We start from the raw sequence: 13607 nt of genomic DNA on the forward strand, positions 1-13607 counted from the left end.
GCGCCCCCCCGGTGATGACGCCGGGAGGGGGGGGGGCCCGCCGCCGCAGTGCGGGGGACCCAGATTCGGCGGCGGGCGCGGGGGCGGGGGGCGGGCCCCCCCGCCCCGGCCCCCCCCCCGTACTCGAACTCGCCCGGGTGTGGTTAGGCGGGGCTCGGGTAGTGCGAGCAGGCGGAAGACGTCAGGCGAACCGGGCCTGCCTTGCGAATCTGGATCTTCTTCATCTCAATGCACCTCCTTGGGAGGATCGGTGGGGTTGGACGTTCTCCATCCTGCTGAACCCCGCCAGAACTTCCCCAAACCGTCGCCAAACCCCGTACCGGGGGCGGTCGGAGGGGCCACGGACGGGGGACTCGCGGCGGGTTCGGATGCGGATGCGGGAGCGGGTGCGGGAGCGGGTGCGGATGCGCGCGGGTCCGGACAGGGGAACACCCGGCCGGGACGAGCCGGCCGGGTGTGGGGGTGCGCGTCCGACGGGGGACGGATCCGTCGGTCCTGCCGCGGGAGCGGTGTTACACGAAGCGCTGGTTCGCCGAGCCGTTGCAGGTCTGCAGGCGCAGCGGCTCGTGGGCCGCGGCCACCGTCAGGCACATGCCCGGGGCGGCGGCGGGCCGGACGGTCGCTCCGTCGCGGACGAACTGCTGGTTGGCGCCGCCGTGGCAGTTCCAGACGATCAGTGCGGTGCCGTTGCCGTAGTTGGCGCCGGGGGCGTCGAGGCAGCGGTCGTGGGTGAGTTCGACGTGGAGCGACTTCCTGGCGGAGTCGTACCACCAGCCCTGGTTGCGGCCGCCGTGGCAGTCCCAGCCGATGACCTTGGTGTTGTTGGCGCTGGAGCCGCCGTTGGTGTCGACGCAGTTGCCGGTCGCCTCGTTCTTCAGCGGCTTGTAGAGGTCGTCCCAGGCGCCCGCCTGCAGGACGGGGGTGCCGGTGCTGGCCGGGTCGGCGCAGGAGGCCTCGCGCAGGCCGGAGGCGTAGAGCTGGGTCAGGCAGGCCGCGAAGGCGCCGTGGCCGCGGTAGTTGGGGTGGAAGGACTGGCGGGCGGTGTTCTCGTCCCACGGGAAGTGGTCCCCGAGGTCGAGGTAGAGGCCGCGTGCCCAGGTGTCCTCCATGCAGACCTCGTGGCCCTGGAAGAGCCGCGAGTTGTCGAGGTAGGTCGCGCCCGCGGCGAGGGCGGCCGCGCGCATGCCCTTCTCGAAGGTGGGCACGGCGTAGTTGCGGCCCCAGGCGGCGTCGGAGTCGTAGCCCGCGCAGCCTCCGGGGAGCTTGCCCGGGAAGTCGGGGTTGTCGTTGAAGTCGGGGCCGATCGGGCTCGGGTAGCCCATCACGACGAGCTTGTAGTCGGAGTCGGCGTAGCCGGCGTCGCGCATGACCGTCTTGAGGTCCGCGAGCGTCGACTCCACCTTGGGCTTGAGGCCGTCGACGCGCGCCTGCCAGCCCGGACCGTACTTGGGCTCGCAGGTGCCCTGGCTGAGCACCCAGCGCGTGACGCAGTCGGTCATCACCGGGCCGAACTGGAGATCGTCGTTGGCCCCGGCGACCAGCAGCACCATCTTGATCCTGGTGTTGCGGGCCTTGATCGCGAGGCTGTCGCTCTGCACCAGCTCGTCGGCGTACTGCTTGCTGCCGCCGATCTTGATGTTGCCGGTGTAGCCGCCCGAACAGGCCACGTTGAAGGTGTAGTCGGCCGCGATGCCGGTGCGGTGGATCGCCGAGTCGGGCGAGCGGTGGCACTGGTTGGCGGAGGTGTTGGTCGCGGGGTCGTACGTGCCGACGCCCTCGCCCGAGATCTCGCTGTCGCCGAGCGAGATCAGGCCGGTCTTGCGGTCGGCGAGCGGGCGGATCGCGGGGTCGCCGTAGATCCTGGTCGCCTCGGCGGCGCGGACGGCCTCCAGCTCGGGCGTGAGGGCGGTCGCGGCGGCTCCGGCGGCGGGTCCGGCGGCGGTCGCCGCGTGGGCCATGGGGGTGATGGCGGTGACGCCCCCGAGGGCGGCCGCGGCCGCCGCGACGGCGACGACGGTAGATCTGAGTCTGCTCCTGGATCCTGTACGGACACGGGCCATGTACGCCTCCCCGGCATAGGTGTTACCCCCGGTATTTACTGGTCAGTAGGTGAGTTGGGAACAGTTCGAACAAGACAATTGCTCAACTTTTTGAGGAGGCACCACACATGACCGACGTTCCGCAGACCGACGGGAGCCCCGAGGGGTTCCGCACCGAGCACGACTCCATGGGCGAGGTACTGGTCCCCGCGCACGCCCGATGGCGGGCGCAGACCCAGCGCGCGGTGGAGAACTTCCCCATTTCCGGGCTGCGTCTGGAGCGCGCCCACATCGAGGCACTGGCCCGGATCAAGGCCGCGGCCGCCGTGGTCAACGCCCGGCTGGGCGTGGTCGACGAGGACGTCGCCGCCGCGATCCGCTCCGCCGCCGCCGAGGTCGCCGAGGGCCGCTGGGACGAGCACTTCCCCGTCGACGTGTTCCAGACCGGTTCCGGCACCTCGTCCAACATGAACGCCAACGAGGTGATCGCCACCCTGGCCACCGAGCGGCTCGGCCGCGCCGTCCACCCCAACGACCACGTGAACGCTTCCCAGAGCTCCAACGACGTCTTCCCCTCCTCCATCCACATCGCCGCGACCGCCGCCGTCACGGGCGAGCTGATCCCCGCCCTGGAGCACCTGGCCGGCGCGATGGAGCGCAAGTCCGAGGAGTTCGCCGGGGTCGTCAAGGCCGGCCGGACGCACCTGATGGACGCCACGCCGGTCACCCTGGGCCAGGAGTTCGGCGGGTACGCGGCCCAGCTCCGCCACGGCGTCGAACGGCTGCGCGCGGCGCTGCCCCGGCTGGCCGAACTCCCGCTGGGCGGAACGGCGGTGGGCACCGGCATCAACACCCCGCCCGGATTCTCCGCCGCCGTGATCGCCAAGGTGGCCGCGGAGACCGGGCTGCCGCTGACCGAGGCCCGGGACCATTTCGAGGCCCAGGGGGCGCGGGACGCGCTGGTGGAGACCTCGGGGATGCTCCGCACGGTCGCCGTCTCGCTCACCAAGATCTGCAACGACCTGCGCTGGATGGCCTCCGGACCCCGCACCGGATTGGCCGAAATCAATCTCCCGGATCTCCAGCCGGGGTCCTCGATCATGCCCGGGAAGGTCAATCCGGTGATCCCCGAGGCCGCGTTGATGGTCGCGGCCCAGGTCATGGGGAACGACACGGCGGTCGCGGTGGCGGGCGCGGCGGGCAACTTCGAGCTCAACGTGATGCTCCCCGTGATGGCCCGCAACCTCCTCGAATCGATCCGCCTGCTCGGCAGCGTGAGCCGCCTGCTGGCCGACCGCACGGTCGCCGGAATCACCGCCAACACGGCCCGGGCCAGGGAGTACGCCGAGTCCTCCCCCTCCGTGGTGACCCCGCTCAACCGGTACATCGGCTACGAGGAGGCCGCCAAGGTGGTCAAGAAGTCCCTCGCCGCACGCAAGACGATCCGCGAGGTGGTCCTGGAGTCCGGCTACGTCGACCGCGGCGACCTCACCCTGGAACAGCTCGACGAAGCCCTGGACGTCCTGCGCATGACCCGCCCCTGACCCGGCCGGACCCCCTTCGGCCAAGGGTCCGGATCCGGTCGTTTCCCGTCCCCGAACCCCTCCGTGACCTGCAACGCAGCGAGCCTCCAGACCCCCGACCTAGGATCTGCGCATGACAGGTACCGGAGGCCGCGGGGGCGGCAGCGCGCAGGGCGCGGCGCGGGGCTCGGCGTCGAGTCCGGCACAGGGCACGCACTGGGCCGTCGGGGAGCAGATCCTCTGGCGGTACCGCGACCACGCGCCCGGACTCCAGGGGCGGGTGCACATCTGCCGGCCCGTGACCGTGGTGCGCGACACCGACGAGCTGCTCGCCGTGTGGATGGCCCCGGGGACCGAGTGCGTCAAACCGGTGCTCGCCGACGGCACCGCCGTCCACGAGGAGCCGCTCGCGACCCGGTACACGGCGCCGCGCACCACCGTGCGCTCGCGCTGGTTCGGGGCGGGCGTGCTGAAGCTGGCGCGGCCCGGGGAGCCGTGGTCGGTGTGGCTGTTCTGGGAGCACGGCTGGCGCTTCAAGAGCTGGTACGTGAACCTCGAGGAGCCCCGGACGCGCTGGTCCGGCGGCATCGACTCCGAGGACCACTTCCTCGACATCTCCGTCTACCCGGACCGCACCTGGACGTGGCGGGACGAGGACGAGTTCGCGCAGGCCCAGCGCGCGGGCCTGATGGAACCGGAACAGGCCCGCCGGGTACGGGCGGCCGGCCGGGCCGCGGTGGACGTGATCAAGGCCTGGGGTCCGCCGTTCTCCGAGGGCTGGCAGGATTGGCGTCCGGACCCGGCCTGGGAAGTGCCCGTACTGCCGGAGGACTGGGACCGCACCCCGGCGCATATGACCTCATGAGACCCTTGATGCGCCCCCGGGGTGCAACCGTAGGATCGTCCTCCGCCGGGGCGTCGGTAGGGCCGCGGTCGGTGTTTCTCCGGCAAATGTCACCGGGCGGGCGGGACTTGACCACGGGTCGACCTAAAACGAGAGGTAACGAGCGGGACGCGGAACAGCGGGGTGATGGTGTCCCCGCCGCTGAGCGGGTATACCGCGACTGACCGAGTTGAGTGCAGCGCACATCGAGCGCAAACGGACGGAATGCCACGCGTGACGGAGTACCCCACCTCTCAGGAGGGCTCACAGCCGGTTGACGGTGCCTCCGGCGGTCGTTCGGAGGAGCCCGGCCACGGCAGGGCCCCGGCCTCGGCCGCCGAGGCCGTACGCACGCATGCGCAGGTCCCGGCGCCGGACCAGCCCGGCACCGGCCTGCCCCGCCCACGGGCCTCGGCGGCCGCGAGCGGGTCCGGCGCGGCCGGGGAGCCCGCGGCCGCACCCGGCCGGGGCGCGGACGCCGCCGGGCCGGCTTCCGGTTCCGCGGCCGGCCAGGGCGCGGGGCGGGCTGCCGCGCGCACGCGCGACGCCGAAGCCGCGCGCGCCGCGGCGGCGGCGGCCCACAACGCCCGCCAGGACGGCGGCGCCGTCGGCTCCGCGCCGGGCCAGGGCGCGGGCACCGGAGCCGCCACGGGCTCCGGCGCCGGCTCCGTGCCCGCCGTCGGACCGGAGACCATCGCGCGCCGGGAAGGGGACCGGCTGCGCTTCGTCGGGGCCGCCACCCGCCGGATCGCGCGCGGGATCGACCTCGACGAGATCGTCCTCGGGCTGTGCCGGGCCACCGTGCCGACGTTCTCCGACGCCATCCTCGTCTACCTGCGGGACCCGCTTCCCGTCGGCGACGAACGCCCCGTCGGGCCGGTCGTTTTAAGGCTCCGGCGCACCGACCGGCTGCGGCCGATCGACGAGTTCACCGGCGGCGCCACGGCCACGGCCGCGGGGAGCGGCACCGCTCCGGGCAGCGGTGCGTACGGCGCGGCCGCCCCGGACGGGGAACTCGACTTCAGTCAGCTGGCACTGGTCGGCCCGCAGGGTGACCTGCCCGCCGCCGAGCTCTGCGAGATCCGCCCCGGCGGGGCCCTCGCCGAGGTCCTGCGCGGCGTCCGGCCCGTCTTCGGGTCCTCCGCCGCCGCCCGCGCCGCGCTGCCGGAGCTGCTGGGCGCGGACCACCCCGTACCGCGCGGCCAGCGGGCCATCCTCGCGCCGCTGCGGGGGCGGCGCCGGGTCATCGGCGCGGCCGTGTTCCTGCGCACCCCCGAGCGGCCGGCCTTCGAGACGAACGACCTCCTGGTCGCCGCCCAGCTGGCCACCCATACCGCGCTGGGCATCGACAAGGCCGTGCTCTACGGGCGCGAGGCGTACATCGCCGACGAGCTCCAGCGCACGATGCTGCCCGACAGCCTCCCCCAGCCCACCGGGGTCCGCCTCGCCAGCCGCTACCTGCCCGCCGCCGAGACGGCCCGGGTCGGCGGCGACTGGTACGACGCCATACCTCTGCCCGGCAGCCGGGTCGCGCTCGTCGTCGGTGACGTCATGGGCCACTCCATGACCTCGGCCGCGATCATGGGGCAGCTCCGTACGACGGCCCAGACGCTGGCGCAGCTCGACCTGCCGCCCGCCGAGGTCCTGCACCACCTCGACGAGCAGGCGCAGCGCCTCGGCTCCGACCGGATGGCCACCTGCCTCTACGCCGTCTACGACCCGGTCTCGCACCGGATCACCATCGCCAACGCCGGGCACCCGCCGCCGGTCCTGCTGCACCTGGGCGGCCGCGCCGAGGTGCTGCGCGTGCCTCCCGGCGCCCCCATCGGCGTCGGCGGCGTGGACTTCGAGGCCGTGGAGCTGGACGCCCCGGCCGGGGCCACCCTCGTGCTGTACACCGACGGCCTCGTCGAGTCCCGGCTGCGGGACGTGTGGACCGGCATCGAGCAGCTCCGGGAGCGCCTCGCGACGACCGCGCAGCTGACGGGGCTGGACCACCCGCCTCCGCTGGAGGCCCTGTGCGACGACATCCTGGACATGCTGGGCCCCGGTGACCGCGACGACGACATCGCGCTGCTGGCGGCCCGGTTCGACGGGATCGCGCCCAGCGACGTGGCGTACTGGTTCCTGGACCCGGAGGAGACCGCTCCGGGCCGGGCCCGCCGGTTCGCCCGCCGCGCGCTGACCCGCTGGGGACTGGAGGAGCTCGAGGACTCCCTGGAGCTGCTGGTCTCCGAGGTCGTGACGAATGCCGTGCGGTACGCCGAACGGCCGGTCACGCTGCGCCTGCTGAAGACGGACGTGCTGCGCTGCGAGGTGGGCGACGACTCCCCGCAGCTGCCGCGCCAGCGCCGGGCGCGGGAGACCGATGAGGGCGGGCGCGGCCTGTTCCTGGTCAACCGGATGGCCCGCCGCTGGGGCGCCACCCGGCTGAGCAGCGGAAAGGTCGTCTGGTTCGAGCTCGCGCTGCCCGGTTCGCCCGAGCGGCCCTGACCGCGGACCGGTACCGGACACGGCGCCGTGTCCTGCCGTGTCGCGTCGTGCCGTCGCGTGGAGTCGTGCCCCCGGCGCCTAGAGGTGGGGCGCCGCCGGCGGCGGAACGGGCGGCGTCGGGCCCGACTTCGTCGGGGTGGGCGTCGGCTTCGACGGCGTCGGGGTGGGCGACGCGGGCGTCGAGGCCGTCTTCGACGGGGTCGGGTCCGGGCTGTTCGTCGGCGGCGTGGTGCTCGGCGTCGGCGTGGTGGCGGACTGGCTCGGCGTGGTCGACGGGCTGGTGCTCGTGGACGGCGCCTGGGTCGGGCCCATGTCGGCCTCGTCGAGGTCGAACGAGGAGTTCTTCGCGCCCTTGAGGGCCTCGAGGGTGTAGTTCTTCCAGATCGCGGCCGGGAAGCTGGAGCCGCCCGCGCGGCCGCCGCCCGCCGTACCCGTCAGGGAGGTCTGGGTGTGGGTACCGGGCTCGTCGCCGAACATCGCGACGACGGTGACCAGGTCGGGGGTGAAGCCGGTGAACCAGGCGGCCACGTTCTTCTCGGTGGTACCGGTCTTGCCCGCGGCCTCGTAGGCCGAGCTCTTCACGGCCCTGCCGGAGCCGTCGTCGACCACGCCGGTGAGCACCTTGGTGACGGTGTCGGCGGTCTTGCGGCTGATGGCCTGGTCACCGATGGCGACGACCGGCTTGAACTCGCGCTCCGCGTGCCTGGCCGACTTGATGATGCTCGGCGTGACCTTCTTGCCGTGGTTGTCGAAGGTGGCGTAGACCCCGGCCATTTCGGCGGTGTCGGCGCTCATGGTGCCGAGGGACATGGCCGGCTTGTCCGCGGGCCAGCCGTCGCGGTCCTTCATGCCGAGGGCGAGGGCCGTCTTCTTCGCGTTCTCCGGCTTCACGTCCACGATCATCTGGGCGTAGACGGAGTTGACCGACGAGTTGGTGGCGGACTGCACCGTCATCATCGGGTTGCCGTAGTCCTTGTCGTCCTGGTTCTGCGGGTTGAACGGGAACTTGCTGCCCACGACCGGGCGCTTGCTGGTGCCGTCGTAGAGGCTGTTCGGGGTGATCGGCTTGCCGTCCTGCGTGGTCGACTTGTTCTCCATGGCGGAGGCGAGCACGACCGGCTTGAAGGTGGAGCCCGGCTGGAAGTCCTTGCGCAGGGCGTTGCTCGTCCACTGCTCGCTGAGCCCGGTGCCGCCGTACATCGCGACGATCGCGCCGGTCTTGGGGTCCACGGAGGTGGCGCCCGCCTGCACGGCGGCGTCGACGGGGCGGCCCTTGCGGTCGAGCTTGGATTCCAGCTCATCCTGCACGGCCGCCTCCAGGGCGGCCTGCTTCTTCGGGTCGACCGTGAGGGTGATCTCCCAGCCGCCGGTCTTGAGCTCGGCGTCCGTCATGCCGGTCTGCCGCTTGAGCTCTTCGTCCGCGGCCTGCACCAGGTAGCCCTTCTGGCCCTCCATGCCGGGGGCGGGCTTGGGCTTGATCGGCTCCTGGAACTGCATGGTCTTGCGCTTGGCCTCGTCCAGCTTGCCCATGTCGACCATGTTGTCGAGGACGCCGTTGAAGCGGACCATCACGAGGCGCTTGCCGTTCGGTCCGGCGGTCGCCCAGTCGTACTGGTTGGGGGCCTGGAGGAGGGCGGCGAGGTAGGCGCCCTGTTCGAGCGTCAGCTTGTCGGCGTCGACCCCGTAGTAGGCCTGGGCCGCGGCCTGGATCCCGTACGCGTTGCGGCCGTAGAAGTTGGTGTTGAGGTAGCCCGCGAGGATCTGGGGCTTCTTCATCTTCTGGTCGACCTTGAGGGAGATGACCAGTTCCTTCAGCTTGCGCGTCGCGGTCTGGTCCTGGGTCAGGTAGAAGTTCTTGACGTACTGCTGGGTGATCGTCGAGCCGCCCGCCTTGCCCTTGCCCGTGGCCGTGTTGAACAGGCCTCGGGCCACGCCCTTGAGGTCGACGCCGCGGTCCTGGTAGAAGGACTTGTTCTCGATGGCGATGAAGGCGTTCTGCACGTCCGTCGGGATCTTGTCGATCGGGACGATCTGGCGGTTGGTCTCGCCCACCTGCGCGAGGACCGTGCCGTCGGCCAGCTTGTAGACGTTGTTCTCGGTGAGCGCGTTCTTGTTCGGGTCCGGCGGGTCGACGTAGACGTAGAGGCCGACCAGGGCGGCCATGCCGAGCAGGATCATCCCGAAGAAGGTCCCGAGGATCTTCCGCCAGGTGAAGAAGCGACGTATGCCGGTCGGCTTGCCGGCCTTCCCGCCCTTGCCCTTGACGCGCCCGCGCGGCGTTCGTCGCGCACCGCGCTGCTGCTGCGCCTTTCGCGCTTCTGCTCGGCCCATCGCTCCCGCTCCGCTCGATAACCCCCGACGTCAGCTCAGAAAGCTAACACCACAGGTTGTGACAAAGGCTGGTGAACCAATGCCAATACCGGTCAATTCGGACGTGAGAATCAGCACCCACCCCAAGGGAACCGACGCGCACAAAGCCCCCGAGGTTGCCGCCGGCTGTCGGTGAACCCCAAAAAGTGATATCACTTTGCTAGGCAGTCCGACCGGCTGCCGCAGATCGAACGGGGCAGACCATGACGAACAAGACGGGCTCGACGACCGAGGCCGGGACCGCGACCACGGCCGCGACCGGGATCCACCCGGCGGGGACCGGCGTACGGGAATTCCCCGCGCACAGCGTGGGCGGCGGGCTCGCGCTGCTGCTCGGGCTGGCCGGGGTGGCCGGCGGCGCGGGCCTGATCGCCGTCGGCTCGGTGGCCGGGGCCGCCGCCGCCAAGGGGGGCCTGATCGCGGCGGGGGTCGCGCTGATCATCGCCTCCCTCATCGCCATGAGCGGGCTGAACACGGTCGCGCCGGGCGAGGCCCGCGTGGTCCAGCTGTTCGGCCGCTACCGGGGCACGATCCGCACCGACGGACTGCGCTGGGTCAACCCGCTGACCGCCCGCCGGCCCCTCTCCACCCGGGTGCGCAACCACGAGACCCCCGTCATGAAGGTCAACGACGCCTACGGCAACCCGATCGAACTCGCGGCCGTCGTGGTGTGGCGGGTCGAGGACACCGCCCGAGCCGTCTTCGAGGTCGACGACTTCACCGAGTTCGTCGAGACCCAGACCGAGGCGGCCGTCCGGCACATCGCGATCGAGTACCCCTACGACGCCCACGAGGACGGCGGCCTGTCGCTGCGCGGCAACTCCGAGGAGATCACCGAGAAGCTCGCCGCCGAACTGTCCGCACGGGTCGAGGCCGCCGGCGTCCAGATCATCGAGTCCCGCTTCACGCACCTCGCGTACGCCCCGGAGATCGCCTCCGCGATGCTCCAGCGCCAGCAGGCGGGGGCCGTCGTCGCGGCGCGCACGCAGATCGTCGAGGGCGCGGTGGGTATGGTCGAGCTCGCCCTGACCCGCCTCGCGGAGCAGGACATAGTGGACCTCGACCCCGAACGGAAGGCCGCGATGGTGTCCAACCTGATGGTGGTCCTGTGCGGTGACCGCGCGGCTCAGCCGGTCGTCAACACGGGCACCCTCTACCAGTGAGCCCCGACAGCGGCGCGGAGCCCGCGCCCGCGGCCGGGGCGAAGCCCGCCCGGCAGGCCCGCAAGCAAGTGCTGCTGCGGCTCGATCCGCAGGTGCACGACGCGCTCGCGCGGTGGGCGGGCGAGGAACTGCGCAGCGCCAACGCGCAGATCGAGTTCCTGCTCCGCCGCGCCCTGGCCGAGGCCGGCCGGCTGCCCGGCGGGGCGGGCCCCATCCCGCCCCGCGGCCGGCCGCCGAAGCCCTCCGCCTGATCCGCGCCGCTCGGCCCGTACGCCCGCGCCTCAGTCGGTCAGCCAGACGGGGAGCGGGCGTACGGCTTCGCGCAGCGCGTCGGCGACCGCCCGGAACTCCTCCTGCCGGGCCGTTCCCGTACGCATGGCCAGCGCGATGCGCCGGGAGGGCGCGGGCTCGGCGAAGTACCCGGTGGCCAGCTGCTCGTTGCGGGCGGTCTCCAGGCGCAGCGCGGTGCGCGGCAACAGGGTGACGCCCAGTCCCCCGGCGACCAGCTGTACGAGGGTGGAGAGCCCGGCGGCGGTCGTGGTGACGTCGGCCCCGGTGGTGCGTCCCGCGTCCCGGCAGATGTCCAGGGCCTGGTCGCGCAGGCAGTGCCCTTCATCGAGGAGGAGCAGCTGCAGTCCGCGCAGCTCCTCGGGCGGGATGTCCTGGCGCCCGGCGAGGGGGTGATCGCGGGGCAGGAGGAGCACGAAGTCCTCGTCGAAGAGCGGGAGTTCGGTGACGCCGGGGACCGCGAGCGGCACGGCGAGCAGCAGCAGGTCGAGCCGCCCGCCGGCCAGCCCCTCCAGCAGCGAGGCCGTCTGCTCCTCGTGGACCTGGAGGTCCATGCGGGGGTAGCGCCGGTGGAAGAGTCCGAGCACGGTCGGCAGCAGGTACGGGGCCACGGTGGGGATCACCCCGAGCCTCAGCACCCCGGTGAAGGGGGCGCGCACCGCCTCGGCCTCCTCCAGCAGCCCGCCCATCGCCTCGAGCACGGCCCGCGCGCGGACCGCGATGCGCTCCCCGGCCGGGGACAGCAGCACCTTGCGCGTGGTCCGCTCCAGCAGCCGCACCCCCAGCGCCTCCTCGAGCGCGGACACGGACCCAGAGAGCGCGGGCTGGCTCATCCCGATGGCGCCGGCCGCGTCCCGGAAGTGCAGGTGCTCGGCGACGGCCGCGAAGGCCCGCAGCTGCGCGAGCGTCGGCTGCTTCGTTCCCCTGTTACCCATAGCCACTGATAGGCACCTCCGATCACCGGTCACTAGAGTAGCTATTTCCACAATCAATGCAGCTGTGTCAGCATGTGAGATCCGTCCAACCCTCACGGAAAGCCCCCAAAAGGGGTACTTTCCCTCCCGCAAGGAGAGCACGTGCTCACTGTCGGCGACCAGTTCCCCACCTACGACCTGACCGCCTGCGTCTCGCTCGAGGCCGGCAGCGAATTCACGCAGATCGACCACAAGACCTACGAGGGCAAGTGGAAGGTCGTCTTCGCGTGGCCGCTCGACTTCACCTTCGTGTGCCCGACGGAGATCGCCGCCTTCGGCAAGCTGAACGAGGAGTTCGCCGACCGCGACGCGCAGATCCTCGGCTTCTCGCTCGACTCCGAGTACGTGCACCACGCCTGGCGCAAGGACCACGCCGACCTGCGTGACCTGCCCTTCCCGATGATGTCCGACATCAAGCGCGAGCTCTCCACGGACCTGGGCATCCTCGGCCAGGACGGCCTGCCCATGCGCGCGGTCTTCATCGTGGACCCGAACAACGAGATCCAGTTCTCCATGGTGACCGCCGGTTCCGTCGGCCGTAACCCCAAGGAGGTCCTGCGGGTCCTCGACGCCCTGCAGACCGACGAGCTGTGCCCCTGCAATTGGACCAAGGGCGAGAGCACCATCGACGCCGGCGCGCTGCTGGCCGGTGAGTGACGGATGTCCCTCGACTCCCTCAAGTCCGCCATACCGGACTTCGCCAAGGACCTGAAGCTGAACCTCGGCTCGGTCATCGGCAACCAGGACACCCTGACGCAGCAGCAGCTGTGGGGCACCGTCCTGTCCTGCGCGATCGCCGCCCGCTCCCCGCGCGTCCTGCGCGAGCTGGAGCCGGAGGCGAAGGCGGCCCTGTCGCCGGAGGCGTACACCGCCGCCAAGTCGGCCGCCGCGATCATGGCGATGAACAACGTCTTCTACCGCACCCGTCACCTGCTGACCGACCCGGAGTACGGCAGCCTGCGCGCCGGCCTGCGGATGAACGTCATCGGCAACCCGGGCGTGGAGAAGGTCGACTTCGAGCTGTGGTCGCTCGCCGTCTCCGCGATCAACGGCTGCGGCCAGTGCCTGGACTCGCACGAGCAGGTCCTGCGCAAGGCCGGGGTCGACCGCGAGACGGTCCAGGAAGCCTTCAAGATCGCCTCGGTGATCCAGGCCGTCGGCGTCACCCTCGACGCCGAGGCCGCCCTCGCGGGCGAGTAGTTCCCGCACGCGCACCAGGGCCCCCCGCAGCCGCTCCCGGCCGCGGGGGGCCTTTCGCGCGTACGAGTGGCACATGCCGCTTGCGGGACACCGGTGCGGTACCGCCCTACGACGATGGCCTCGACATCCACCACCGGGAGGCGCCATGTCTGCCGCGGCAGTCGAGCACCCCTATGACGGCGACTCGTACGCGCTGCTCATGACCGCGAACCGGATCATGGAAGTCACCAGCAGCCACCACAGCAACGATCTCAAGACCAAGGTCCGCGCCTATGCCCAGGCCGGGATCCCCGTCTACGTCATCGTCGACCGCAAGAACGTGCGCGTCCACCTCCTCACCGACCCCGTCGGGGAGGGCTACGACCAGCACACCCTCTACGCCGCCGGCCAGCGGCTCACCCTGCCCGACTCCATCGGCGCCAAGGTCACCCTCGATGCCGCCGCCCTGCTGGAAGCCGGTGGCCGCCTCACCACCACCCCCGACGCCACGCCCTGGCCGAACCCCCTAGCGCCGCAGTTTCGCCATCAGCGACCGCATGTCCTCGATCATCGCCGCCTCGATCGCGTCGCCGGCGCCGCCGGCGGCGGCGGCGCCGGCGGCGGCGGCGGCCGTCCCCCGCAGGTACCACACCACCCACAACCTGAGGACCCCAAAAACCGCGGACACCCAGAGC

General features: G+C 71.8%; 11 protein-coding genes. 8 read left to right on the forward strand and 3 right to left on the reverse strand.

Annotated features, from left to right (window positions below):
• Window positions 1-512 precede the first annotated feature (512 nt).
• A complete protein-coding gene (locus tag ACWF9Z_RS04575) occupies window positions 513-2060 on the reverse strand; it encodes a ricin-type beta-trefoil lectin domain protein (RefSeq protein WP_453597394.1) in 1548 nt (515 codons plus the stop codon).
• 107 nt (window positions 2061-2167) lie between these two features.
• On the opposite strand from ACWF9Z_RS04575, the gene ACWF9Z_RS04580 reads away from it, so the two are divergent.
• From ACWF9Z_RS04580 to ACWF9Z_RS04590, 3 genes are all read left to right on the forward strand, one after another.
• Window positions 2168-3583 (forward strand): class II fumarate hydratase, encoded by a 1416-nt coding sequence (locus tag ACWF9Z_RS04580; RefSeq protein WP_453597396.1) that lies wholly within the window; start codon window positions 2168-2170, stop codon window positions 3581-3583.
• Between the two features lie 112 nt (window positions 3584-3695).
• The gene (fomD, locus tag ACWF9Z_RS04585) at window positions 3696-4427 is read left to right on the forward strand and encodes a cytidylyl-2-hydroxypropylphosphonate hydrolase (RefSeq protein ID WP_453597398.1); all 732 of its coding nucleotides are present in this window, start codon (window positions 3696-3698) and stop codon (window positions 4425-4427) included.
• 252 nt (window positions 4428-4679) lie between these two features.
• On the forward strand, window positions 4680-6938 hold the full coding sequence (locus ACWF9Z_RS04590) for a SpoIIE family protein phosphatase (protein WP_453597400.1): 2259 nt from the start codon (window positions 4680-4682) through the stop codon (window positions 6936-6938).
• Window positions 6939-7016: 78 nt separating this feature from the next.
• Here ACWF9Z_RS04590 and ACWF9Z_RS04595 read toward each other — a convergent pair whose 3' ends face one another.
• Window positions 7017-9269 (reverse strand): transglycosylase domain-containing protein, encoded by a 2253-nt coding sequence (locus ACWF9Z_RS04595; RefSeq protein ID WP_453597402.1) that lies wholly within the window; start codon window positions 9267-9269, stop codon window positions 7017-7019.
• Between the two features lie 242 nt (window positions 9270-9511).
• Between ACWF9Z_RS04595 and ACWF9Z_RS04600 the strand changes: the two genes are divergently transcribed.
• Entirely contained in the window at window positions 9512-10471 is a 960-nt protein-coding gene (locus tag ACWF9Z_RS04600) for an SPFH domain-containing protein (RefSeq protein ID WP_453597403.1), read from the forward strand.
• Window positions 10468-10722, forward strand: a complete 255-nt coding sequence (locus ACWF9Z_RS04605; protein ID WP_453597405.1) for a hypothetical protein — start codon at window positions 10468-10470, stop codon at window positions 10720-10722. The genes ACWF9Z_RS04600 and ACWF9Z_RS04605 overlap by 4 nt, the downstream gene beginning before the upstream one ends.
• Before the next feature lie 30 nt (window positions 10723-10752).
• Here ACWF9Z_RS04605 and ACWF9Z_RS04610 read toward each other — a convergent pair whose 3' ends face one another.
• The gene (locus tag ACWF9Z_RS04610) at window positions 10753-11694 is read right to left on the reverse strand and encodes a LysR substrate-binding domain-containing protein (protein WP_453597407.1); all 942 of its coding nucleotides are present in this window, start codon (window positions 11692-11694) and stop codon (window positions 10753-10755) included.
• Window positions 11695-11835: 141 nt separating this feature from the next.
• Between ACWF9Z_RS04610 and ACWF9Z_RS04615 the strand changes: the two genes are divergently transcribed.
• The 3 genes from ACWF9Z_RS04615 to ACWF9Z_RS04625 all read left to right on the forward strand — a co-directional run.
• A complete protein-coding gene (locus ACWF9Z_RS04615; protein WP_453597409.1) occupies window positions 11836-12390 on the forward strand; it encodes a peroxiredoxin in 555 nt (184 codons plus the stop codon).
• A gap of 3 nt (window positions 12391-12393) precedes the next feature.
• Window positions 12394-12933, forward strand: a complete 540-nt coding sequence (locus ACWF9Z_RS04620) for an alkyl hydroperoxide reductase (protein WP_453597411.1) — start codon at window positions 12394-12396, stop codon at window positions 12931-12933.
• A 145-nt stretch (window positions 12934-13078) separates the two neighbouring features.
• Window positions 13079-13607 (forward strand): Uma2 family endonuclease (locus ACWF9Z_RS04625; protein ID WP_453597413.1); only part of this gene is annotated, 529 nt, incomplete at its 3' end.

The organism is Streptomyces sp. NPDC054961 (genome assembly GCF_053609145.1).